Origin of the sequence: Pseudomonas migulae NBRC 103157 (assembly GCF_002091715.1) — a bacterium.
GTDB lineage: Bacteria > Pseudomonadota > Gammaproteobacteria > Pseudomonadales > Pseudomonadaceae > Aquipseudomonas > Aquipseudomonas migulae_A.
The window spans coordinates 68,850-90,780 of sequence record NZ_BDAG01000031.1 but is presented as its reverse complement, the minus strand read 5'-3'; the positions used below and the strand labels follow the sequence as shown (position 1 = coordinate 90,780).

Sequence of the window (21,931 nt, the reverse complement as noted above, 5' to 3'; positions counted from 1 at the left end):
GCTCCCACATTCGATCTGTGTTTTACCGTCCAGACAGGCGCTGGCCCAGGTTTTCTTCCTTGAGAATATCGAACAACGCCTGCGCCGCCGCCGACAATTCCACCCCCGGTTGGGTCAACACGCCAATCGCCCTTTCCACTACCGGGTCGCGTAACGTGATGCACCGCGCGCCCAGCTCGCGCATCTGCTCGGCGCACAGCGCCGGCACCGCGCTCACCCCCAAACCGCTGGCAACCATCCTTCCGACCGTCGCCAGCTGGTGACTCTCGAACTCCACCGGCAACTTCATCCCTCGCGCCTGCAAGTGCTCTTCCAGCATCACCCGCACCGTCGACGGTCGCTGCAAGGTAATGAACGGTTCTTCAAGCAACGTCTGCCAGTCGATATCGTCCAGTTCGGCAAACGCGGAATCAAACGGCACCACCGCAACAAAACGGTCGATGTACAGCGGCGTGAACGCCAGCGAGGAGCTTTGCGTCGGCTCGAACGCCACCCCGAGCTCGACCTGCCGGTCACGCACCATTTCCAGCACCTGTTCGTTGATCACGTCATTCACCGTGACGTTGACCTTCGGGTAGCGCGCGCGAAACGTCTTGAGGATTGGCGGCAGCAGGTTGCCGGCAAACGACGGCATCGCCGCCAGCGTCACCCGCCCGCGCTGCAGTGTAAAACGCTGGCGCAGTTCGTCCTCGGCATTGTCCCAGTCGGCGATCAAGCGACGGGCCAGCGGCACCAACGCCTCACCTTCAGCCGTCAGCGCCACATTGCGCGTGTTGCGCGTAAACAGCCGCCCGCCCAGGCCTTCCTCCAGCGCCTTGATGGTCAGGCTCAGCGCCGATTGCGACAGGTGCAACCGCTCGCAGGCCACGGCAAAGCTCAGACTCTGGGCCACGGCCAAGAACGCGCGGATCTGCTTAACGGTCATCTGCGGTATCTCCGAGGTATTGTAGGAGCTGCCGAAGGCTGCGATCTTTTGATCTTTGTCTGGCGATGCTGAATTCGCTGAACATCAAAACATCGCAACCTTCGGCAGCGCCGACAGATTGGTGAGTTTTATCTATCAATCAACCTTAAAAATCAACTTAACAAATGAATTCTCTGGCGAGACACTCCTTCCCATACGGCTAGCCAGCCGCCCACAAAGAATAAAAGAGGTGCATATGGCAGGTTTCGACAAGCGCGTGAGTTCCTACGAGGAAGCTCTGGCAGGTCTTGAAGACGGCATGACCGTGATCGCGGGCGGCTTTGGCCTCTGCGGCATCCCGGAAAACCTGATCGCCGAGATCAAGCGCAAAGGCACCCGTGACCTCACTGTGGTTTCCAACAACTGCGGTGTCGACGGTTTCGGTCTCGGTGTTTTGCTGGTAGACCGGCAGATCCGCAAAGTAGTGGCCTCCTACGTCGGTGAGAACAAACTGTTCGAAGACCAACTGCTCAAAGGCGAAATCGAAGTCGTCCTGACCCCTCAAGGCACCCTCGCCGAAAAAATGCGCGCAGGCGGCGCCGGCATCCCGGCCTTCTTCACCGCCACCGGCGTGGGCACGCCGGTCGCCGAAGGCAAGGAAGTGCGCGAATTCCATGGCCGCAAGTACTTGATGGAAGAATCCATCACCGGTGACTTCGCCATCGTCAAAGGCTGGAAAGCCGACCATTTCGGCAACGTCATCTATCGCCACACCGCTCAGAACTTCAACCCGCTGGCCGCCACCGCCGGCAAGATCACCGTGGTCGAAGTCGAAGAAATCGTCGAACCCGGCGAGCTGGAGCCGTCGCAGATCCATACCCCTGGCATCTACGTCGACCGGGTCATTTGTGGCACGTTCGAGAAGCGCATCGAACAGCGCACCGTGCGTAAGTGATCCCCTGCCCCCGGACCGAATGAAGGAATAACAACAATGGCACTTTCCCGCGAACAAATGGCTCAACGCGTCGCCCGCGAAATGCAGGACGGCTTCTACGTGAACCTGGGCATCGGCATTCCGACCCTGGTCGCCAACTACATCCCTGAAGGCATGGAAGTCATGCTGCAGTCGGAAAACGGCCTGCTCGGCATGGGTCCCTTCCCTACTGAAGAAACCATCGATGCCGACATGATCAACGCCGGCAAACAAACCGTGACCGCGCGGATCGGCGCTTCGATCTTTTCCTCGGCCGAGTCCTTCGCGATGATTCGCGGTGGTCATGTCGACCTGACCGTGCTGGGCGCCTTTGAAGTGGACGTGCAAGGCAACATCGCCTCGTGGATGATCCCCGGCAAGCTGGTCAAAGGTATGGGCGGCGCCATGGACCTGGTGGCCGGTGCAGACAACATCATCGTCATCATGACCCACGCGTCCAAGGACGGTGAGTCCAAGCTCCTGTCCCAATGCAGCCTGCCGCTGACCGGCGCCGGTTGCATCAAGCGCGTACTGACCGACCTGGCTTATCTTGAAATCGAAAACGGCGCGTTCATTCTCAAAGAACGTGCGCCAGGCGTCAGCGTCGAAGAGATCGTCGCCAAAACCGCCGGTAAATTGATCGTGCCGGACCACGTTCCGGAAATGCAGTTCGCTGCCCAGTGAGGAATCATCCCATGCAAGAAGTCGTCATTGTCGCCGCCACCCGTACCGCCATCGGCAGTTTCCAGGGCTCGCTGGCCAATGTGTCCGCCGTTGACCTCGGCGCCGCGGTGATCCGTCAGTTGCTGGCGCAAACCGGTCTGGACCCGGCGCAGGTTGATGAAGTCATCATGGGCCAGGTGTTGACCGCCGGTGCCGGGCAAAACCCCGCGCGTCAGGCGTCGATCAAGGCCGGCCTGCCTTTCGCCGTACCCGCCATGACCCTGAACAAGGTGTGCGGTTCGGGCCTGAAAGCCTTGCATCTCGCCACCCAGGCGATTCGCTGCGGCGACGCCGACGTGATCATCGCTGGCGGCCAGGAAAACATGAGCCTGTCCAACTACGTGATGCCGGGCGCACGCACCGGTCTGCGCATGGGTCACGCACAAATCGTCGACACCATGATCAGCGACGGCCTGTGGGATGCGTTCAACGATTACCACATGGGCATCACCGCCGAGAACCTGGCTGAAAAATACAACCTGACCCGCGAGCAACAGGACGCCTTCGCGGCGGCCTCGCAGCAGAAAGCCACGGCCGCCATCGAAGCCGGGCGCTTTGCCGACGAGATCACGCCGATCCTGATTCCGCAGCGCAAAGGCGATCCGCTGTCCTTCGCCACTGACGAGCAGCCACGCGCCGGCACCACCGCCGAATCCCTGGGCAAACTGAAAGCCGCCTTCAAGAAGGACGGTTCGGTGACCGCCGGCAACGCTTCGTCCCTGAACGATGGCGCCGCCGCCGTGATCCTGATGAGTGCGGAAAAAGCCAAGGCGCTGGGCTTGCCAGTGCTGGCGAAAATCGCCGCTTACGCCAACGCGGGCGTGGACCCGGCGATCATGGGCATCGGCCCGGTCTCCGCCACTCGCCGTTGCCTGGACAAGGCTGGCTGGTCCATCGACCAACTGGACCTGATCGAAGCCAACGAAGCCTTCGCCGCGCAATCTTTGGCAGTGGCCAAGGACCTGGAATGGGACTTGAACAAGGTCAACGTCAACGGCGGTGCCATTGCATTGGGCCACCCGATTGGTGCGTCGGGTTGCCGGGTGCTGGTGACCCTGCTGCACGAAATGATCAAGCGTGACGCCAAAAAAGGCCTCGCCACCCTGTGCATCGGTGGCGGTCAGGGCGTGGCGTTGGCGCTCGAACGAGCATAAAGCGTTCAACAGACGGCGCGGGGACCCACGAAGATCCGCTGCCGTCTGGCAACACCCCCGGTGTGACTCACATCACACCGGGCTCCGGCGAAACCCTGTAGGAGCGAGCTTGCTCGCGAAAAACGTCAGGGCAATGCGTTCATTCAGACGGCTTGCGTTATCGTTGACGTCCATCGCGAGCAAGCCCGCTCCCACATTAGATCGCGTTTGTTTGAACAACTCGGTCAAATGTGGGAGCGGGCTTGCTCGCGAAGAGGCCCTGACAGTCACCCAAAAAACTGCAGCATCAACCAGCTATTCGCCCCACTGATCACCACAAACAATCCCCACGCCAACACTCGCGTCGGCAGCCGATTCACAAACGGCCCCATCAATTGTTGGTCATTGGTCATCCGGATCAGCGGATACAGCGCAAACGGCAATTGCAGACTCAACACCACCTGACTCAGCACCAGCAACTTGCCAATCGCATTGTCACCCATCAGCCACACGCCGATAAACGCCGGGATCAGCGCCAGCCCTCGGGTGATCAACCGCCGTTGCCAGCAGGGAATCCGCAGGTTCAGGTAACCCTCCATGATCACCTGCCCGGCGATGGTGCCGGTGAACGTCGAACTCTGACCGGACGCCAGCAATGCAACACCAAACAACACGCTGGCCAACGCCCCGCCCACCAGTGGATCAAGCAAGTGATAGGCGTCCTGGATGTCCACCACGTCGGTGTGCCCGGTCTTGTGAAATGCCGCCGCCGCGAGGATCAGGATCGCCGCGTTGACCAGCAGCGCCAGTGCCAGGGAACCGATGGTGTCGATGCGCGCCAGCTTCACCGCGTCCTGCTTGCTGGCCAGGTCTTTGCCGATCATCCGGGTCTGTACGATCGAGGTGTGCAGGTACAGGTTATGCGGCATCACCGTGGCCCCGAGAATGCCGATGGCCAGGTACAACGGCGCGGCATCGCCGATGGCGGACAACGACGGCGTGAATCCCAGAGCGACCTCCGGCCAGTAAGGTTTGATCAACAACAGTTCAACGAAGAAACACACACCGATGGTACTCACCAGCACCAGCATGATCGCTTCCAGTCGGCGGAATCCCCGGTTCTGCAGGGCCAGTACCAACAGCGTGTCAAACGCCGTGAGGGCGATGCCGAAGGTCAGCGAGCAACCCAGCAGCAGATGGAATGCCAACGCGCAGCCGAGTACTTCGGCGAGGTCAGTGGCGATGATCGAGATTTCCGCCAGCACCCATTGGGTGCGCGCGGTCCGCGTGCTGTAGCGTTCGCGGGACAGTTGCGCCAGGTCCCGCCCGGTGGCAATGCCCAGGCGCGAACACAAACACTGCACCACCATGCCCGCCAGACTGGCCAGCAGGACCACGAACAACAAGCTGTAGCCAAAGCGCGAACCGGCCTCGATGGCGGTGGCCCAGTTGCCCGGGTCCATGTAGCCGATGGACACCAGCAAACCCGGACCGGCGAAACGCAGGACCCGCTTGAAGAATGACGCGCGAGGGTCAACGGCAACGCTGCCCGCCACTTCCGGCGGGCAAAACGGCGCAGTGGCAACTTTAGGCAAACTGAATTTCACGCATTCATTCCAGAAAACAGACGGGAGGGCGCAGCTTAGACGTTTCGCGCTTTTCGGTGTACAGACAAACGCAAAGATCGCCGCAGTTGCTTTTTGCTTTTGCTTTTGTAGGAGCAAGCTTGCTCGCGATGGATTCAAGGGCGCCGCGTTTAATCAGGAAGCACGCGTTATCGTTAACGTCCATCGCAAGCAAGCTTGCTCCTACAAAGGCAAAAGCAACGGCGGGTGATGTTCAGGGCTTGGCAATGCCCAGCAACTGCTCCCGCAACTCGGGATTGCTCGTACGCGGATCAAGCCAGATATCAAAAAACGCCCGGGCGAACACCGGGTCCGTCACCTCGTACTGCAACTGCGGGCCGACAAAAAAGCGCGCGCCCTGCCCCGGCAAGTAAACCCCGATGAGTCGGGGCCCGGCCTGCACATCGACAAACGCCTGCTGCATCTGCGCCTGCCATGCCGCGAGTTGCCCGACACTCACCGATGTGCCCGACAGTCGTTTGATTTCTTCGACGCTGGCCTGGACCAGATCGTCCCGGGAAATCCTGCGCTGATAAATCAGCTCCAGGGCGAACGGCTGGTCGCTCGCAAATGGCTGCGCGGCACTCCACAGACGAGCGTTGTAGATATCGAAACCGAACATCCGGAACTCGCCGGTACCAACGATTTGGGCGCCAGGCAAAGACTCCTGCCAATTGGCCAACGCGTGGTTGCCCAGTAATACCAACAGCCACAGGGTATGTCGCAGAGGTGATCGTGGTCGGGTCATGATCGGCTCGATTCAGCGCGTATGGGTTCTGTTACTTATACGCATAAAGTGTTGCTGTACAAGATTTCAACTTTGTATACAAAAACAGCCAATCCTTAGAGCAATCTACTTGTCGCAATGCTAACGTTGCCGCTTCGCTAAGGTCGGAGGCGCCTACGTGCTGCTGCTCAAACTGCTGGTCATTCCCGGGTTTCTCTTGTTGATCTCCCTCGCGGGCAAACGCTGGGGCCCGAGCGTCGCCGGATGGCTGTCGGGATTGCCGGTGGTGGTCGGGCCGATTCTGTTTTTCCTCGCCATCGAGCAGGGCGAAGTGTTTGCCGCGCAATCGGCGACCGCCGCGTTATCCGCGATGTTTGCGATGATCGCTTTCTGCGTCACCTACGCCCAGGTCGCACAACGGGCCGGATGGCCATGGGCACTGACGGTTTCGCTGCTGGTCTGGGCGACGGCCGCCGTGGTGCTGTCGGTGATCCCGCCGTCCCTGGTGTTCTCCGTCATCGCCGCCGCGACTGCGCTGCTGGCGGCGCCGTATCTGTTCCCGGCCGTGCAGCCCATCGTTTCGGGCCCGGCCCCCAAGTCCGACAAATTGTTGCTGCGCATGATCGCGGGCGCCCTCCTCACCCTCGCCGTGACCTTGCTGGCGAGCACCGTCGGCGACCGCTGGAGCGGTCTGCTCGCAGTGTTCCCGGTATTGGGCAGCGTGATGGCCGTGTTCTCCCAACAAACCCGCGGGCCGGCGTTTACCGCAGCCTTGTTGCGAGCCACGGCGACGGGCATGTATTCGTTTGCCGCGTTCTGCCTCGTTCTCGCCCTGACGTTGCCCGTCATGGGCCTGAGCGGGTTCGGCGTCGGCGTCGCAGTGTCCGTGGCCACGCTCGGCATCACCAAACGCCTGCTGGCCAAACCCGTGAGTATGCCGACAACTCGTTCAACTATTTCGAATGAGTAGAACAACAACCTCGTGCGTCAATCGAACGGGTTTCGCCCACCATCAGCCTCAGTTACTTACCCACTGACCGAGGCCTGCACCATGAAGTTCTTTTTCCACCCTTCGCCCAACCCGATGAAAGTTGCCCTGCTGCTCGAAGAGCTGCAAACGCCGTACGAACTGATCGGCGTCGACACCTTCAAGGGCGAGCAACACCAGCCAGCCTTTCTGGCGATCAACCCGAACGCCAAGGTGCCAGCGCTGGTCGATGGCGACGCCACGGTCTTCGACTCCCAGGCAATCCTGCTGCACCTGGCGCAAAAACATCAGCGCTTCCTGCCGACCTCGGTCACCGGGCAAGCCGAGCTGCTGTCGTGGCTGATGTTCATCGCCACGGGTCTGTCGCCGTTCTCCGGTCAGGCCGTGCATTTCCTGCACCACGCACCGGAAGACCTGGCCTACGCGAAAAACCGCTACCTCAAGGAAGTCGAACGTCACTATCGCGTGCTCGACCAGCGTCTGGCCGATCATCCCTATCTGGCGGGCGACACCTACAGCATCGCCGACATGGCGCTCTGGGGCTGGGCCAGTTACGCACCGTACATCCTCGGCGAGAATGGCTTGGCGGCGTACCCGAACGTCAAGCGTCTGTTCGACGAAATCAGCGCCCGCCCGGCAGCGCAGCGCGCCCAGGGTCTTAAAGAGAAACTGGTGTTGAAAGCCGAGTTCGACGAAGAAACCCGCCGCAATCTGTTTCCTCAGAACCAGGCGCAGTAAACCGTTTCCTACATTCGAAGGTGATGAAATGAGTGATCAAGTCGCGTTTATCGTTTACCTGCCGGCCAAACCGGAGCGTTTCGCCGAAACCAGGGAGCGGCTGCTGGACGTGGTGCACCAGATGTCGGCCGAGCCGGATTTCATCAACACCTGGGTCCATCAACTCCAGGACGATCCGAACACCCTGGTGCTCTATGAAACCTGGAACTGCAGCAAGGAAGACTTCATCACTCGTCACCTGAGCAAGCCGTATCGCCAGGAATATGAAAAACATTTGCCGGCGTTGTTGGCCAGCGAGCGCCGGATCGAGTTCATGGATGTGATCAAGGGCTACCCGGTGCGCCGCGAGGTGTAGTCGCGTCAGATCCCGTGGTGAGGGCTAGCCGCTCACCACGGGACACTGACTACATTCAAAAGCGGTTTGCTCACCGAAACCCGACCGTCCGTTAGACCACGCTGGAATGCGTCACGACCTCCATGGGATGATCGCCCCCCACCGCGACAACCCTGGAGATTTTGAATGTCACTGTTGAGTAAAAAAGCCGTTGTCCTGCTGCTGGCGATTGCCAGCCTGGGGGCTTTGAACGCGCAGGCTGCCAAGGTCGTGGCCAAAGAGGCGGCGTCAACGCAGAAAGTCTCGATGCTGGGCAACAAATTCACATTCACCCTGCCCAAGGGCTTCATCGCCAACGCTCTGCCACCGAGCTCGACCGGCGCGAGTGGCACCATGTACACCAACGAAACCACCAAAACCGTGGTCATTGCTGCTGAAAACACCATCCCCGGTGGCGTCAATGCCAAGGACAACGACGGTGAGTTCCTCGACGCCACGGCGTCCGACTTCGCCACCGAGCAAGCCAAGGCACTGCCGGATTTCACCAGGCTCAGTGAAAAAAGCATCACTCAGAAAGGCACCGGCCTGGGACTGCGACAGCTCGACAGCATCGCCACTCAAGGCGGCGGCAAAACCCTGGATACCACGCTGATGGCGGCCTCGGGCACGCGCATGGCGCTGATTCAGGTAATTTCCCGTCTCAGCGACAATGCCGGGCATGAAGCGCTGGTTAAACAGATCGTCAGCGGCAAGTAAGGCTCAGGGGTTGAGCCGCTGCAACCAGGCGCTCAAGTCCTGCATCTCGGTGGCACTGATGCTGTGACCGACGCCTGGGTAGGCATGAAACTCAGGCTTGATGGACAGGCTCTGCAACAGGCTGTCCGCCTCGGTGCCGTCGTTGAAGGGAAGGCGTTTGTCCGCCGTGCCATGCCCGATGAAAATCGCCAGCTTCTGGCGTTTTTCATCCGGTTTTAGCTCGGACTTGAGCACCGGGAGAATTCGCCCGCTCAACGCGGCAATCCCGCCCACGGCCTCGGGGTGACGCAGTGCAACTTCGTAGGACATGATCGCGCCTTGGCTGAAACCCACCAGGAAAACCTTGTTCGGTTCCGTGTGATATTTCTTCGCAGCCTGTGCGACGAAATCCAGCAACACCTGGCCGCTGGCCTTCAGATCATCCGTCTCGCCGTTGTAGGCACCTTCACCTTTCTTGCGAAACCATTGATAACTGCCCTCCTCCATCACGATCGGCGCCCGCACCGACAGGAAGTTGTACTGGGCAGGCAATTCATCCTTGATCCCGAACAGGTCCTGTTCGTTACTGCCGTAGCCGTGGAGAAAGATCACCAAGGGCTGATTGACGGATTCGGGGTTGGCCTGCTCCAGATACTTGAGCGGCAGATCGGTGTGCAGCGGGGTTTGAGCGTGGACGGCGGTGGACGCCAGAAGTGTCAGCAGAGCGAGAACCTTCAACATAAACCTTCCTTCACAGAGCGCAGGATTCGGGGCAGAGCCTAACACTGTGTAGCCGGCCGAGGGATTTTCGCTACCCCGCATGGCCTCTTCGACTTGCTCGCGAAGAGGCCCGATAGAGCACCAAAAACCTCGCGGTCAATCGTTAATCAACTTTCCAACCCGAATCGGCTCGCGCCCGGCAACCTTCGCCTGCCAAGTCCCCGGTTGCGTATAGCGCCCACGATCAATCGCAAACAATACCCCGCTGGTCCCGGCGCGCACGGTAGTCACCCGGTCGCTCAAAGGGTCAACCACTTCAAACAACGCATCGCCCTTCTCGACCCATTCACCCGCCTCGCGCAGAAAACTGACCACGCCATGATGTGGCGCAAACAGATACTCCGTGCCTTCGAACGGCACGCCTTCACAGCACTCACTCGGTACCGCTGGCCAGGTGCCTTTGATGAAACCCTGCTCGGCAAGGAACCCGAGAATGGCCTCGCAATTGGCCTGGGCCTGATCGACGCGGGTGTCACCCATGCTGCCCAATTCCAGGGTTGTCGCCAGGTTGGCCGGTGGAATCGCCGCCTCGGGGAACGCCCTGGCCAGTCGCAGCCACGGTGAAGAACAGGACTCGTCGAATGAGCTGCCGCCAGAATCTTCACACAGCAACGCGACCCCCGCCTTCAAGCGAGCCGCCAGTGGCTGCCACTGCGGCCAGTGTTGCGGCAAGGCATAAATGTGAATGGCCGCCTCGAAATCGCAATGCAGATCGAGAGTGATGTCAGCGTCGCAGGCGTGGCGCAGCAGCAAGCGGTGCATGGCTTCCAGTTGCGACGTTGGCGCAGGCAAATCATCGAGCACCTGGCCCATGGTCTGACGGATCAGCGCAATGTTGGCTTGTGCGTCGGTCCCCAACTGATCGCCGATCAACTCGCCCACGGGCGCGCTCAGTTCGACGAACGAGCGGTTGAAATTCTTGCCGCTGCCGAGCTCGAAACGGCCCATGTGGCTCCCTTGCAGGTGCTGATCCAGACCGATGGGATTGGCCACTGGCACCAGTTCGATCACACCTTGCAACTGGCCCTGGGTTTCGAGCTCCGTCAGGCGTTTCTTGAGTTCCCACGCCGTGCGCATCCCGGGCAGTTCATCCGCGTGCAGGCTGGCCTGGATGTAGACCTTGCGTGTGCCCGTGCCATAACGAAACACGCTGAGGGTGCGTTCGGTGCCCAGGTGGCTCCAGGGCAATGGGTGGTCGATGCGTTGCATGGAAACTCCGATGTAAAGGGCTGTGAGATCCCCTGTGGGAGCGGGCTTGCTCGCGAAAGCGGTGTATCAGACGACATCAATTTCGAATGTGCTGCCGCCTTCGCGAGCAAGCCCGCTCCCACAGGGGATCGCGGTCTGACTGGAGAGAACATAAAAAAAGTGGCAACCGCTTTCACGGTTGCCACTTTCTTATACGGCTGGATTACTCGCCGTAAACATCAAAATTGAAGTACTTGTCCTGCACTTGCTTGTACTTGCCGTTGGCGCGGATTTCAGTGATGGCAGTGTTGAATTTGTCTGCCAACTCTTTATCACCCTTGCGCACCGCGATACCGGCGCCACCGCCGAAGTACTTGGCGTCTTCATAGGTCGGGCCGACAAACGCGAAGCCTTTACCGGCGTCGGTTTTCAGGAAACCGTCGTCGAGGTTGACCGAGTCAGCCAGCATCGCGTCGAGGCGACCGGAGACCATGTCCAGGTTGGCTTCCTGCTGCGAGCCGTAACGCACCAGGATAATGCCGGCCGGTTGCAGCACTTCAGTGGCGAAGCGGTCGTGGGTACTGGCGCGCAGTACACCGACTTTCTTGCCCTTGAGCTCGGTCAGCGGGTCTTTCACATCGGAGCCTTCCTTCATCACGAAGCGCGCCGGGGTGTGGTAATACTTGATGGTGAAATCGACGTTTTTCTTGCGGTCGTCGGTGATGGTCATGGACGACAGGATCGCGTCGATTTTCTTGACCTTCAGGGCCGGGATCAGGCCGTCGAACTCTTGCTCGACCCAGGTACATTTCACTTTCATCTGCTCGCACAGCGCATCGCCGATATCGACGTCGAAACCGGTGAGTTTGCCGTCAGGGGTTTTCATCGAGAATGGCGGGTAACCGGCTTCGATACCGATGCGGATCGGCTTGGCGTCATCGGCCACAGCGGTCAGGGACAACATCGACAGTGCCAGGGCACCGAACATCACTAGCTTCTTCATTTATAACTCCTGTGTGCGGAGGCTTTTATTGGCAGCGTTCGATTGGTAGCTTTCGGTCAGCGCTTTTTATTGGAGAAGACCGAAGTGGCGGGCAGTCTAGAGCGGCTGCAGGCGTGCAAATTGTGCATATGCGACAAATACTTATAAAAAAGGCGAGCTGAATGAACAATGAAATGCGCGGATTGAACCTGATCCAGCACCACCCTGCCGAAGGTCCGGGCGCGATTGCCGAATGGGCCGAGTCGCGGGGATTGCCATTGAATATCTTTCGCGCCGATCTTGGCCAGTTACCCCCCGTGAGCGCGCAACCGCTGATTTTGTTGGGTGGGCCTTATGAGTCCAACGCCGGACCAACGTGGCTGGAGGCCGAACGGCAGTGGTTGGCGGGCTGCCTGGATCAGAACGCGGCGGTGTTTGCGATATGTCTGGGGGCGCAGTTGCTGGCGCTGGCTCTGGGCGCAAATGTGCGGCGGATGGAGGCCACCGAAACGGGCTGGACCTCAGTGACGTTTGCCGATGGCCAGAAGCTGAACGTGCTGGAGTGGCACGAAGACGCGATAGACCTGCCACCCGGCGCGCAGTTACTGGCCAGCAGCGATCAGTGCGAGCAGCAGATGTATCGCGTAGGCACTGCGCGAGTGGGTTTGCAGTTTCATCCGGAATGGAACGCAGCATCGGTGGCGACGCTCAATGCGCATTTTGCCGATGAGTCGCCGTTGCCTCGGGGTGAACCGGACAGCGCCGCCCATGCAGCCGTTTTTGAATGGTTGCAGGCGACGCTGGACGAGTGGTGGACGGTATCCGGAAATTGACCAACGATTTGTAGGAGCCGGCTTGCTGGCGATAGCGATCGATCAGCCGATGGACATGTCGACTGACCCATCGCCATCGCCAGCAAGCCGGCTCCTACCGTCAGCATTCGCAGCCGATGGCGGTGGGCCGTTGCACCTCGGTACTCAACTCAAGCCCTTCATCCAGCCACCCGGTCACCCCGCCAATCATTTCCTTGACCGGGTAACCCAGCGCCGCCAGTTTCACCGCAGCCTTGTTGGCACCGTTGCAGTGTGGACCGGCGCAATACACCACGAACAGCGTGGATTTCCCATAACCCGCCAACCCTTCGGCAGTCAGCAGTCGCCCCGGCAAATTGATTGCACCCGGCACATGTCCGCGCTCGAACGCCTGCGGACCACGCACGTCCACCAGGACAAAATCCACGTCCCCCGCCTGTTGGCTGCTGTAGACGTCGGAACAGTCGGTTTCAAAGGTCAGACGGTTACTGAAATGCATCAGGGCAATGGCCGATGGTGCAGCGGGAACATTGCGGACCAGGCTGGTCATGGGGCGTACTCCAGAGTCTCGGTGGGTGTGAGAAGACTTTATTCGCCAGTCGCCAGCGGCTAAAGTGGCGCACAAGACACTCACCGGGAATTTTCCGCCAAATGCAGCCCACCCCTGGATTGGTCGCGATTCTGGCCTTCGATGGCCTCTGCACATTCGAGTTCGGCATCGCCGTGGAGATCTTCGGCCTCGCACGGCCGGAGTTCGATTTTCCCTGGTACGAGCACCGGATCGTCGCCGTCGATCAGGGCCCGATGCGCGCCATGGGCGGGATTCAAGTGCTGGCCGATGGCGGCATGGAACTGCTGCGCGACGCCCGAACCATCATTATTCCCGGCTGGCGTGATCGCAGCGCCCCGGTGCCCGAAGCGTTGATCGCGGCCCTGCGTCAGGCCCACGGGCGAGGCGCACGGTTGCTGTCGATCTGCTCGGGTGTGTTCGTGCTGGCGGCGACCGGCTTGCTCGACGGTCACGGGGCTACCACGCATTGGCGCTACACCGCGGAACTGGCCGAGCGATTCCCGAACATTCTGGTGGACCCGGACGTGCTTTACGTCGACTCGGGCCAACTGATTACCTCGGCGGGCAGCGCTGCCGGTATCGATGCCTGCCTGCACCTGGTGGCTCGGGATTTCGGCACGCAAGTGGCCAATTCCGTGGCGCGGCGTTTGGTGATGTCACCGCAACGCACCGGCGGCCAGGCGCAGTTCATTCCGACACCGGTCAGTCCTACGCCGCGCAGCGATCTTTCACGCGTGATGCAGTGGGCTCGGGAACGCTTGCATGAACCTCTGGAGGTTCGCGACCTGGCCAGCGAAGCGGCCATGAGTGAGCGCACTTTTCTGCGTCGGTTCACAGAAGCGACCGGCATGCCGCCAAAGGCGTGGTTACAACATGAACGCCTGGCGCGGGCCCGGGAGTTGCTGGAAAGCACGGGCCAGAACACCGACCGGATTGCCGAACATTGCGGTTATCGCTCGGTTGAAAGTTTCCGGGTGGCGTTTCGCAACGTGGTCGGCGTACCGCCGTCGGTGTATCGGGAACGGTTTGGGCGGGGGGTCAAAGCGAATTCTTGAGGTGTGTTCGAGAGTCCCTTCGCGGGCAAGCCCGCTCCCACATTTAATCTCGGTCGTACACCAGATTGAGGTACACCATAGATCAAATGTGGGAGCGGGCTTGCTCGCGAAGGCGTCCGCCCAGACACCGATGCACTCAAGGCTTGCGCAACAGGTAAGTATCCATAATCCACCCATTAGCCAACCGCGCCGCCTTGCGCACCCGCTCGATCTCATCCGCCACGTCCTTGAGTTTGCCGCTGATGAGGATTTCATCCGGCGTCCCCAAGTAAGCGCCCCAGTAAATCTCTGTCTCCTGATCCGCCACCTGATGGTAGGAATCTTGCGCGTCAAGCATCACCACCAGGCTGTCGGCATCACTCACCTGCCCGGCCGCCAACCGCCGGCCGGTGGTGATTTCAATCGAACGACCGATCCGGTTCAGCGGCACCTTGTGCTGCGCCGCCAGTGCCTGAACGCTGGTGATGCCGGGGATCACCTCAAACTCGAAGTCACATCGGCCCGACGCCAGAATCGCCTGCAGGATCCGAAGGGTGCTGTCGTACAACGCCGGATCGCCCCACACCAGAAATCCACCACACTGGCCGTCGGACATTTCCTCATTGATCAGCCGCTCGAAGGTCAGCTGCTTGGCAAGGTTCAGGTCTTCCACACTGGCCTTGTAGTCCACATCACCACGCTCACGCTCCGGGCTGTGCGCTTCGACGAAGCGGTAATCATGCTCGCTGACGTAGCGTTCACAAATCTCGCGACGCAGGTCGATCAGCTTGTCCTTGCTCTGGCCTTTGTCCATCAGGAAAAACACGTCAACCAGGTTCAGCGCCTTCACGGCCTGCATCGTGATGTAGTCGGGGTTGCCGGCACCGATGCCGATGACCATCAGTTTTTTCATTAACAGGCTCCTTCAACGCCAGTGCCCGACAAACGCAAGCGCCAGCAACCGTTGAACCGCAACTCGATGGCTGACAGCGGTTCGACGTCGATCAGATTAAACGATGGGCTTTGCAACACCTGTGTCAACGCCGCACGAATGACAAATGGATGGGTGATGGCAACGATGTGCCCCGGCGTTGCTTCCAGTGTCTTGAGCCATGCAGCCACCCGCTCACCAAGTTGTGCCAGCGACTCGCCACCGTGAGGCGCCGAATCCGGATCATCGAGCCAGGCCTGCAGCGTCTGCGGTTCGGACTTCTGCAGATCATCGATCTGCGCGCCGTTCCAGCGTCCAAAATCGTAATCCCTCAGCGCCTCGACAATCTCTACATCACTGCCGAACAACCCGGCGGTCTGCCGTGCTCGAAGTTCCGGTCCGCTGAACAGGCGCGGTGCCCCCTTGAACCGGGAACGAAGGGAGCCCTGTGCCGATTGCCAATCCATCTCGACAGGCTCATCCGTAGGAAAACGCGCCAATTTCTGTGCGACGGTTCGAGCGTGGCACATCAGGGTCAAACGGGTTGCCTGCACGAAAGATCACTCGGTAGGAGGAAAAATAAACGGCATCAAGCCACTATTCAGGCGCAATTGTGCCGTAAGAAATGCGATCGGGGGCGTTTCATTACGCCGATCCTTCTTAAAAAACAGCTATCTCTGACATCACTGTCAGCGAGGGCCTACAGCGCTGATCGACATCCGTGTAGCCCCCGACCTACGGGCATTTCGCCCCATTTTGGGGCTGGACAGGAGCGCGCAAAAATTCACTAGACATGGGGTGCGGGTTAAATAAATACTGCTGTAACGGATTATTAAATGTAAACAATACGCCCCATCCAGCAGGAGCCCGGATGCCCTCTCCCAGCGACATGAACCACCGCCTCCGTAGCCAAACCCCCCGACCGGTCTCTCACTCCATGGGATACCGAAACAGTGCTGTCCCGAATAACGGCTGACTAGAAAAAGAGCGGCGCTGGCAAACCATCAAGCGACCGTCGATTAAACGCGTGGAAACCGACAGTGATAGTCAGGTTCGTGCCAATCGCCGAACCCTTTGATACAGGAGTGCATCCATGCTGGTCTTACGCCCAGTGGAGTTAACCGACCTGCCCCAGTTGCAGCGACTGGCGCGCGAAAGCCTGGTCGGTGTCACGTCCTTGCCGGACGATACCGAACGCTTGCGCGAGCGGATTCTCGACTCCTGCGCCTCATTCGCCAAAGACGTCCAGGGTCATGGCCCGGAAAACTACTTCTTTGTACTGGAGGACCTGACGAACCAGCACCTGGCAGGCTGCTCGGAGATCCTCGCCACGGCCGGTTTCGACGAACCGTTCTACAGCCTGCGCAACCGCCATTTCACCAGCGCCTCGCGAGAACTGAACATCGAGCACGGCGTGCCGGCGCTGTCGTTGTGTCATGACCTCAGCGGCCATACCTTGCTGCGCGGTTTTCACATCGATGCGGCGCTGGTGCGCACGCCGTCCTCCGAACTGCTGTCACGGGCGCGACTGATGTTCATTGCCGCTCATGCGCAGCGCTTTGCCGAAGCCGTCATCACTGAGATCGTCGGCTACAGCGACGATGAAGGAGGTTCGCCATTCTGGGATGCGCTGGGCAAACACTTCTTCGACTTGCCCTACGTTGAGGCCGAGCGCCTTTGCGGACTGGAGAGCCGGACGTTTCTCGCCGAACTGATGCCGCAATACCCGATCTACGTGCCGATGCTGCCCCAGGCAGCGCAGGACTGCATCGGCCGAATCCACCCCGATGGCCAGGAAGCCTTCGATATCCTTGAACGCGAGGGATTCGAGACCAACAGTTACGTAGACCTGTTCGACGGCGGCCCGACCTTGTATGCGCGCCTCGCCAATATCCGCTCCATTGCGCAAAGCCAGACCGGCACGGCAACACCGGGCGACGTCATCGATGCTCGCGGTCGCTACCTGGTGAGCAACGATTCGCTGAAGGACTATCGCGCCATCGTCGCCGACCTGGATTACACCGCCGGACATCCCGTGTTCCTGAACACCGAGATGTGCACGGCCTTGAACGTAAGCGAAGGCAGTCCGATCCGGTTGATCGCCCTGTGAGCATCATCCGGGCCCGAGCCCCACAACTGCGTCGCCCCGTAGAAGGAGCTGCATCATGATTGTCCGTCCGGTTCACGTCACCGACCTGCCCGCCCTGCTGGCACTGGTGCGGCAGGCCGGTCCGGGGTTTACCACCCTGCCCGCTAACGAGGATCGCCTGGCTCACCGGTTGCGCTGGGCACAACGGACCTTCGCCGAACAGGTCGAGCGGGCGGACGCCGACTACCTGTTCGTGCTCGAAGACGACGACCAGCAGGTGGTGGGGGTCAGCGCCCTGACGGGGGCCGTCGGGCTGCGCGAACCCTGGTACAACTATCGGGTCGGACTGACAGTCAGTTCGTCACCGGACCTGGGCATCCAGCGACAGATTCCAACGCTCTTTCTGAACAATGAAATGACCGGGCAATCGGAGATCTGCTCACTGTTCCTGCGACCCGATCAACGCCAGGGCAGCAATGGCCGATTGCTGTCGTTGAGCCGCCTGTTGTTCGTGGCCGAATTTGCCCACCTGTTCGGCGAGAAGCTCATCGCCGAACTGCGTGGCAGCGCCGATGAGCAAGGCTGTTCACCGTTCTGGGACAGCCTGGGCCGGCACTTTTTCAAGATGGACTTCAGCCATGCGGATCACTTGTCGGGGCTGGGCAGCAAAGCGTTCATCGCCGAACTGATGCCGCGCCAACCGCTGTACACCTGCCTGCTCACCGAGCAGGCACAGGCCGTGATCGGCAAGGCTCACCCCAACACCGAGCCGGCGATGAAAATCCTCACGGCCGAAGGTTTCACCCACAAAGGCTACATCGACATCTTCGACGCCGGCCCGGTCATCGAGGCACCGCTGTCGAAAATCCGCACCGTGCGCGACAGCCAGGCGCTGATGCTGAGCATCGGCACCCCGGACGAGCAGGCTCCGGTCTGGCTGATCCACAACCGCCGACTGGAAAACTGCCGCATCACTGCCGCCCCGGCCAGGCGAGTGGGCAACAGCCTGATCGTTGACCGACTCACCGCCAAACGCCTGCAACTGCAACCCGGCAACTCCGTACGCGCAGTCCCGCTGCTCAATCAACAGCAACAGGCTGTGGCAGCCTGAAAAACCTGCCCCCCGCCCTACAGGATGGGTTTCGATCAGGACCGTCCTGCAAATTCGTCATCATTCTCCCTCCTGTTGCGTGATAGCCTTTTGTATCTTCGGCGTTGACACTCTTGCTCAAGCCCTTCCATTCCTTTGTATTGGTGGAACTCATATGTCCAGGCTTTCTCATCAGGATTTGCGCCGTAACTTCCGTGAACTGTTCGCTTCCAACAAGTGCTATCACACGGCATCGGTCTTCGACCCGATGTCGGCACGCATCGCGGCAGACCTGGGTTTTGAAGTGGGGATTCTGGGCGGTTCGGTTGCTTCGTTGCAGGTACTGGGCGCCCCCGATTTCGCCCTGATCTCGCTCAGCGAGTTCGCCGAGCAGGCGACCCGTATCGGTCGCGTGGCCCAATTGCCGGTCATCGCCGACGCCGATCACGGCTACGGCAACGCATTGAACGTCATGCGCACCATCGTCGAACTCGAACGCGCCGGCGTGGCGGCCCTGACTATCGAGGACACGCTGTTGCCCGCGCAATTCGGCCGCAAGTCCACCGACCTGATCGGCGTCGCCGAAGGTGTCGGCAAGATCCGCGCGGCGCTGGAAGCCCGGGTTGATACGGAGATGGCAATCGTTGCTCGCACCAATGCCGGTATCCTGCCGGTGCAGGAAATCATCAGCCGCACCCAGCAGTACCAGAAAGCCGGTGCGGACGGGATTTGCATGGTGGGCGTGCGTGACTTCGATCACCTTGAACAGATTGCCGAACACCTGAGCGTGCCGCTGATGCTGGTCACCTACGGCAACCCGCTGCTGCGCGACGACAATCGCCTGGCCGAACTGGGCGTGCGCGTCACCATCGACGGGCATGGCGCGTACTTCGCGGCGATCAAGGCAACCTACGACAGCCTGCGGGAACAGCGGCAGATCTTCACTCAGGCGTCCGATCTGAGCGCGACGGAACTGACGCATACCTACACGCAGCCTGAGGAATACATTCGTTGGGCGGAAGAGTTCATGAGCGTCAAGGAGTAAGCGTGCGTCTGTTCTGACGCCAGCGTCTGTCGGCGATGACGTCAGAACAGACGACTTATTTCCTGGCCAACTCCATAATCATCCGCGACAACAGATAAATCCGCGGCGCCACACTCTCAACCTCCGCGTACTCCTCCGGCGTATGAATATTGCCGCCCACAATCCCGAACCCGTCCAGCGTCGGCGTACCCACGCCTGCTGACAGGCTCGCATCCGCCGCGCCGCCACTGCCCTCTTCCGTCAGCTTGCGCCCGATCTCGCCGTAGATTCCCTGCGCCATCGCCATCAACCGATCCGATTCCGCCGTTTGGGGCATTGGCGGCAAACCGCGCTGCAGTGTGGTGGTGACTACGGTGTCGGGTATCAGCTGGTCCCTGGAAACCCGCGCCAGATCCTTTTCGATCCGGTCGAACTCTTCCGGCACTGCCGCCCTCACGTCGGCCTTGGCCGTGGCTTGATCGGGAATCACGTTGGTGCGGTCGCCGGCCTTGAGCACGGTGAAGTTGATGGTGGTTTTCTTGGCTTCATCACCCAGTTTGCCAAGTTGCAGAATCTGGTGTGCGGCTTCCATGGCGGCATTACGACCCAGCTCAGGGGCGACACCCGCATGGGCTGCCTTGCCTTTGACTTCAACGACGGCGGTCGCGCTGCCCTTGCGCCATACCACCAGGCCATCCGCCGGACGACCCGGTTCGAGGTTAAGGGTGACGTCATGGGCCTTGGCGGTTTTCTTGATCAGGTCGGTGGCGATGTCCGAGCCGGTTTCCTCGCTGGCGTCTAGCAGAAAGGTAATTTGCGCATAGTCCTTGAAGTCGAGGTTCTTCAAGACTTTCAGCGCATAGATACCGGCGACGATGCCGCCCTTGTCATCCATCACGCCCGGCCCGTAGGCGCGCCCCTCCTTGATATGAAACGGACGCTCGGCAGCAGAGCCTTCCTTGAACACAGTGTCCATGTGCGCCATCAACAGGATTTTCGCTTTGCCGGTGCCTTTCAGGGTCGCGATCACGTGGTTGCTTTTGTCCGGCGTGTTCGGCACCAGTTCGATGGTGGCGCCGAGTTTTTTCAGTTCATCGATGGCGATGTCGCTGACTTGAGTCAGGCCGGGTTCATAGCCGGAGCCAGAATCGATGTTCACTAGCCGCTCCAGCAGCTTCAGGGCTTCACCCTTGTACTGCTCGGAATCGGCGAGGATTTGCTTGTGGGGTTCGGCGAATGCCGTGGGGGCGAAGGCGCCGAGGACGAGTGTGAGGCCGAGGCTGGTGGCCAGCAGGGAGCGAGGGAGATTGAGCGTCATGAATCGATCCTTGTTTCGTGTCGGGAGGTACGATTCACCCTACCTGACTACGGCGCGAGGCTCTAGGCCGGATGCGACGCCTATCCACCCGATTCACCGCATTCCCCTGTGGGAGCGGCGGTGCGGCGATCCCACATTGGGATTTGTGCAGACTTTCAGACCGAGTCGAGCAGTTCATGACGGGGCTTGCCGTCCCCACTGCAGATCACGCGATTACGGCCAGTGGTCTTGGCCTCATAGAGCGCTTGATCAGCGTCGTTGAGCCACAGCATCGCGTCATCGTGGGCCGGGTTGAAGGCGGAGAGACCAATGCTGAGGCTGACTTTCAACGCCGGGCTCTGTTCGTAACCGAGGGTGGCGAAGCGATCACGAAGCGCATCCATGGTGGTCGCGGCACGATCGAGCGCAAGGTCCGGGAGGATGACGCAGAACTCATCTCCACCGTAGCGACCCGCCACATCGGCCGCCCGCAGGTTCTGCTTGAGCATCTTGCTCAACTGACGCAACACGATGTCCCCGGCGACATGGCCGTAGGTGTCGTTGATGGTTTTGAAATGGTCGATGTCGATCAGTGCAATCGCCCCGCCCTGAGGCAGGCGTTTGCAGCGCTGGAATTCGATTTCCAGTTGATCCTTCCAGGCCCCGTGATTGAGCAGGCCGGTGAGGCTGTCGGTGCGGCTCAGGGCCAGCAATTCGCGCTTGTGCCGTCCCAGCGTGGTGGCCTGTCGGAAACAGATCCAGCCCAGCGCCAGCGGATAAAGGGTCAAAAGCGGCAGGCAGGCATACAACTGCAACGGGCTGGTTTGCGGAACGAAGGCCGGCGTAAACACCAGAAACCCGACCCCCATCCCCAACACCTGCGCAACGGTCCCTACCAGCAGAAAACGCAGGCCGCCAATGGCCACGTTGTTCATCGCCATCATGGCGATGGTGGCTGCGCTGGGCAGCGGATTGAATTGCATGGCGGCGACCCAGAAGCCACCAAGAAAGGCATCGACCAGCAGATTACGATGTTCGGCGTGGTAGGGAACTTCCGCCCGTCGCGCCCATTGGTAAGCCACGTGCGGCCAGAAGATACCGTTGAAGAGCATCAGCGCCCAGACCCATGGCGCCGGGTCGAGTGGGTACATCGCGGCGGCAACACACAGTAATCCCGCGGCCAGCCCCAGGGTACGCGTTGCATAGAGCCTTCTGGCCAGTGAAAGCCCTTTTCCGCCCGTTTTTTCCATTGG

General features: G+C 60.3%; 23 protein-coding genes. 12 read left to right on the top strand and 11 right to left on the bottom strand.

Annotated features, from left to right (window positions below):
* Positions 1–22: 22 nt before the first annotated feature.
* Positions 23–925 (bottom strand): LysR family transcriptional regulator, encoded by a 903-nt coding sequence (locus PMI01S_RS21630; protein ID WP_084322140.1) that lies wholly within the window; start codon positions 923–925, stop codon positions 23–25.
* Positions 926–1,160: 235 nt separating this feature from the next.
* On the opposite strand from PMI01S_RS21630, the gene PMI01S_RS21625 reads away from it, so the two are divergent.
* The 3 genes from PMI01S_RS21625 to PMI01S_RS21615 are packed head-to-tail and all read left to right on the top strand — an operon-like array spanning position 1,161 to position 3,754.
* Positions 1,161–1,859 (top strand): CoA transferase subunit A, encoded by a 699-nt coding sequence (locus PMI01S_RS21625; protein WP_084322138.1) that lies wholly within the window; start codon positions 1,161–1,163, stop codon positions 1,857–1,859.
* A gap of 36 nt (positions 1,860–1,895) precedes the next feature.
* A complete protein-coding gene (locus tag PMI01S_RS21620) occupies positions 1,896–2,561 on the top strand; it encodes a CoA transferase subunit B (RefSeq protein WP_057399619.1) in 666 nt (221 codons plus the stop codon).
* Between the two features lie 11 nt (positions 2,562–2,572).
* Positions 2,573–3,754, top strand: a complete 1,182-nt coding sequence (locus tag PMI01S_RS21615) for an acetyl-CoA C-acetyltransferase (protein WP_084322136.1) — start codon at positions 2,573–2,575, stop codon at positions 3,752–3,754.
* Between the two features lie 266 nt (positions 3,755–4,020).
* Here PMI01S_RS21615 and PMI01S_RS21610 read toward each other — a convergent pair whose 3' ends face one another.
* Positions 4,021–5,340 carry an Nramp family divalent metal transporter gene (locus PMI01S_RS21610; RefSeq protein ID WP_084322134.1) on the bottom strand — a complete coding sequence of 440 codons (1,320 nt, stop codon included), beginning with the start codon at positions 5,338–5,340 and terminating at the stop codon, positions 4,021–4,023.
* Positions 5,341–5,572: 232 nt separating this feature from the next.
* Positions 5,573–6,106 carry a chalcone isomerase family protein gene (locus PMI01S_RS21600; RefSeq protein WP_084322130.1) on the bottom strand — a complete coding sequence of 178 codons (534 nt, stop codon included), beginning with the start codon at positions 6,104–6,106 and terminating at the stop codon, positions 5,573–5,575.
* 157 nt (positions 6,107–6,263) lie between these two features.
* Here PMI01S_RS21600 and PMI01S_RS21595 point away from each other — a divergent pair, with 157 nt between their 5' ends.
* The 4 genes from PMI01S_RS21595 (at position 6,264) to PMI01S_RS21580 (ending at position 8,901) form a co-directional block, all read left to right on the top strand.
* Entirely contained in the window at positions 6,264–7,055 is a 792-nt protein-coding gene (locus PMI01S_RS21595; protein WP_084322128.1) for a hypothetical protein, read from the top strand.
* An 81-nt stretch (positions 7,056–7,136) separates the two neighbouring features.
* Positions 7,137–7,811, top strand: a complete 675-nt coding sequence (locus tag PMI01S_RS21590; protein WP_084322126.1) for a glutathione S-transferase family protein — start codon at positions 7,137–7,139, stop codon at positions 7,809–7,811.
* Positions 7,812–7,839: 28 nt separating this feature from the next.
* Positions 7,840–8,166, top strand: coding sequence for a putative quinol monooxygenase (locus PMI01S_RS21585; protein ID WP_084322124.1), 327 nt, complete (start codon positions 7,840–7,842; stop codon positions 8,164–8,166).
* Positions 8,167–8,331: 165 nt separating this feature from the next.
* Complete coding sequence (locus PMI01S_RS21580; protein ID WP_084322122.1) at positions 8,332–8,901, top strand: DcrB/PsbP domain-containing protein; 570 nt, start codon at positions 8,332–8,334, stop codon at positions 8,899–8,901.
* A gap of 3 nt (positions 8,902–8,904) precedes the next feature.
* Here PMI01S_RS21580 and PMI01S_RS21575 read toward each other — a convergent pair whose 3' ends face one another.
* The 3 genes from PMI01S_RS21575 to aotJ form a co-directional block, all read right to left on the bottom strand.
* Entirely contained in the window at positions 8,905–9,621 is a 717-nt protein-coding gene (locus PMI01S_RS21575; protein WP_084322120.1) for an alpha/beta hydrolase, read from the bottom strand.
* A gap of 135 nt (positions 9,622–9,756) precedes the next feature.
* Positions 9,757–10,869 (bottom strand): M14 family metallopeptidase, encoded by a 1,113-nt coding sequence (locus PMI01S_RS21570; protein ID WP_084322117.1) that lies wholly within the window; start codon positions 10,867–10,869, stop codon positions 9,757–9,759.
* Positions 10,870–11,071: 202 nt separating this feature from the next.
* A complete protein-coding gene (gene aotJ / locus PMI01S_RS21560; RefSeq protein WP_084322115.1) occupies positions 11,072–11,851 on the bottom strand; it encodes an L-arginine-binding protein AotJ in 780 nt (259 codons plus the stop codon).
* Positions 11,852–12,024: 173 nt separating this feature from the next.
* Between aotJ and PMI01S_RS21555 the strand changes: the two genes are divergently transcribed.
* Positions 12,025–12,663: a type 1 glutamine amidotransferase gene (locus PMI01S_RS21555; RefSeq protein WP_084322148.1), complete on the top strand. Its 639-nt coding sequence runs from the start codon at positions 12,025–12,027 to the stop codon at positions 12,661–12,663.
* Between the two features lie 100 nt (positions 12,664–12,763).
* On the opposite strand, the gene PMI01S_RS21550 is transcribed toward PMI01S_RS21555, so the two are convergent.
* On the bottom strand, positions 12,764–13,192 hold the full coding sequence (locus PMI01S_RS21550) for a rhodanese-like domain-containing protein (protein ID WP_084322114.1): 429 nt from the start codon (positions 13,190–13,192) through the stop codon (positions 12,764–12,766).
* A 101-nt stretch (positions 13,193–13,293) separates the two neighbouring features.
* Here PMI01S_RS21550 and ftrA point away from each other — a divergent pair, with 101 nt between their 5' ends.
* Positions 13,294–14,268 carry a transcriptional regulator FtrA gene (gene ftrA / locus PMI01S_RS21545; protein WP_084322113.1) on the top strand — a complete coding sequence of 325 codons (975 nt, stop codon included), beginning with the start codon at positions 13,294–13,296 and terminating at the stop codon, positions 14,266–14,268.
* A gap of 136 nt (positions 14,269–14,404) precedes the next feature.
* On the opposite strand, the gene cobF is transcribed toward ftrA, so the two are convergent.
* The gene (gene cobF, locus PMI01S_RS21540) at positions 14,405–15,160 is read right to left on the bottom strand and encodes a precorrin-6A synthase (deacetylating) (protein ID WP_084322112.1); all 756 of its coding nucleotides are present in this window, start codon (positions 15,158–15,160) and stop codon (positions 14,405–14,407) included.
* Positions 15,160–15,732, bottom strand: a complete 573-nt coding sequence (locus PMI01S_RS21535; protein ID WP_084322111.1) for a histidine phosphatase family protein — start codon at positions 15,730–15,732, stop codon at positions 15,160–15,162. The genes cobF and PMI01S_RS21535 overlap by 1 nt, the downstream gene beginning before the upstream one ends.
* 539 nt (positions 15,733–16,271) lie before the next feature.
* On the opposite strand from PMI01S_RS21535, the gene PMI01S_RS21530 reads away from it, so the two are divergent.
* From PMI01S_RS21530 to PMI01S_RS21515, 3 genes are all read left to right on the top strand, one after another.
* The gene (locus PMI01S_RS21530; protein WP_084322110.1) at positions 16,272–17,288 is read left to right on the top strand and encodes an arginine N-succinyltransferase; all 1,017 of its coding nucleotides are present in this window, start codon (positions 16,272–16,274) and stop codon (positions 17,286–17,288) included.
* Between the two features lie 55 nt (positions 17,289–17,343).
* Positions 17,344–18,378 carry an arginine N-succinyltransferase gene (gene astA, locus PMI01S_RS21525; RefSeq protein WP_084322109.1) on the top strand — a complete coding sequence of 345 codons (1,035 nt, stop codon included), beginning with the start codon at positions 17,344–17,346 and terminating at the stop codon, positions 18,376–18,378.
* 154 nt (positions 18,379–18,532) lie between these two features.
* On the top strand, positions 18,533–19,402 hold the full coding sequence (locus PMI01S_RS21515; RefSeq protein WP_084322107.1) for an oxaloacetate decarboxylase: 870 nt from the start codon (positions 18,533–18,535) through the stop codon (positions 19,400–19,402).
* A gap of 55 nt (positions 19,403–19,457) precedes the next feature.
* Here the strand turns inward: PMI01S_RS21515 and PMI01S_RS21510 are convergent, their stop codons facing one another.
* Both PMI01S_RS21510 and PMI01S_RS21505 read right to left on the bottom strand, forming a co-directional pair.
* Positions 19,458–20,699 carry a M20/M25/M40 family metallo-hydrolase gene (locus PMI01S_RS21510; RefSeq protein ID WP_084322105.1) on the bottom strand — a complete coding sequence of 414 codons (1,242 nt, stop codon included), beginning with the start codon at positions 20,697–20,699 and terminating at the stop codon, positions 19,458–19,460.
* Between the two features lie 155 nt (positions 20,700–20,854).
* A complete protein-coding gene (locus PMI01S_RS21505; protein WP_084322103.1) occupies positions 20,855–21,928 on the bottom strand; it encodes a diguanylate cyclase in 1,074 nt (357 codons plus the stop codon).
* Between the last annotated feature and the right edge of the window lie 3 nt (positions 21,929–21,931).

Excerpts from the sequence above, each read along its gene's own strand:
- PMI01S_RS21625 (WP_084322138.1), top strand. The coding sequence starts at position 1,161 with ATGGCAGGTTTCGACAAGCGCGTGAGTTCCTACGAGGAAGCTCTGGCA.
- ftrA (WP_084322113.1), top strand. The coding sequence starts at position 13,294 with ATGCAGCCCACCCCTGGATTGGTCGCGATTCTGGCCTTCGATGGCCTC.
- PMI01S_RS21510 (WP_084322105.1), bottom strand. The coding sequence starts at position 20,699 with ATGACGCTCAATCTCCCTCGCTCCCTGCTGGCCACCAGCCTCGGCCTC.
- PMI01S_RS21620 (WP_057399619.1), top strand. The coding sequence starts at position 1,896 with ATGGCACTTTCCCGCGAACAAATGGCTCAACGCGTCGCCCGCGAAATG.
- astA (WP_084322109.1), top strand. The coding sequence starts at position 17,344 with ATGATTGTCCGTCCGGTTCACGTCACCGACCTGCCCGCCCTGCTGGCA.
- PMI01S_RS21555 (WP_084322148.1), top strand. The coding sequence starts at position 12,025 with ATGCGCGGATTGAACCTGATCCAGCACCACCCTGCCGAAGGTCCGGGC.
- PMI01S_RS21585 (WP_084322124.1), top strand. The coding sequence starts at position 7,840 with ATGAGTGATCAAGTCGCGTTTATCGTTTACCTGCCGGCCAAACCGGAG.
- PMI01S_RS21575 (WP_084322120.1), bottom strand. The coding sequence starts at position 9,621 with ATGTTGAAGGTTCTCGCTCTGCTGACACTTCTGGCGTCCACCGCCGTC.
- PMI01S_RS21600 (WP_084322130.1), bottom strand. The coding sequence starts at position 6,106 with ATGACCCGACCACGATCACCTCTGCGACATACCCTGTGGCTGTTGGTA.
- PMI01S_RS21505 (WP_084322103.1), bottom strand. The coding sequence starts at position 21,928 with ATGGAAAAAACGGGCGGAAAAGGGCTTTCACTGGCCAGAAGGCTCTAT.
- PMI01S_RS21570 (WP_084322117.1), bottom strand. The coding sequence starts at position 10,869 with ATGCAACGCATCGACCACCCATTGCCCTGGAGCCACCTGGGCACCGAA.
- cobF (WP_084322112.1), bottom strand. The coding sequence starts at position 15,160 with ATGAAAAAACTGATGGTCATCGGCATCGGTGCCGGCAACCCCGACTAC.
- PMI01S_RS21615 (WP_084322136.1), top strand. The coding sequence starts at position 2,573 with ATGCAAGAAGTCGTCATTGTCGCCGCCACCCGTACCGCCATCGGCAGT.
- PMI01S_RS21550 (WP_084322114.1), bottom strand. The coding sequence starts at position 13,192 with ATGACCAGCCTGGTCCGCAATGTTCCCGCTGCACCATCGGCCATTGCC.
- PMI01S_RS21630 (WP_084322140.1), bottom strand. The coding sequence starts at position 925 with ATGACCGTTAAGCAGATCCGCGCGTTCTTGGCCGTGGCCCAGAGTCTG.
- PMI01S_RS21580 (WP_084322122.1), top strand. The coding sequence starts at position 8,332 with ATGTCACTGTTGAGTAAAAAAGCCGTTGTCCTGCTGCTGGCGATTGCC.
- aotJ (WP_084322115.1), bottom strand. The coding sequence starts at position 11,851 with ATGAAGAAGCTAGTGATGTTCGGTGCCCTGGCACTGTCGATGTTGTCC.
- PMI01S_RS21590 (WP_084322126.1), top strand. The coding sequence starts at position 7,137 with ATGAAGTTCTTTTTCCACCCTTCGCCCAACCCGATGAAAGTTGCCCTG.
- PMI01S_RS21515 (WP_084322107.1), top strand. The coding sequence starts at position 18,533 with ATGTCCAGGCTTTCTCATCAGGATTTGCGCCGTAACTTCCGTGAACTG.
- PMI01S_RS21530 (WP_084322110.1), top strand. The coding sequence starts at position 16,272 with ATGCTGGTCTTACGCCCAGTGGAGTTAACCGACCTGCCCCAGTTGCAG.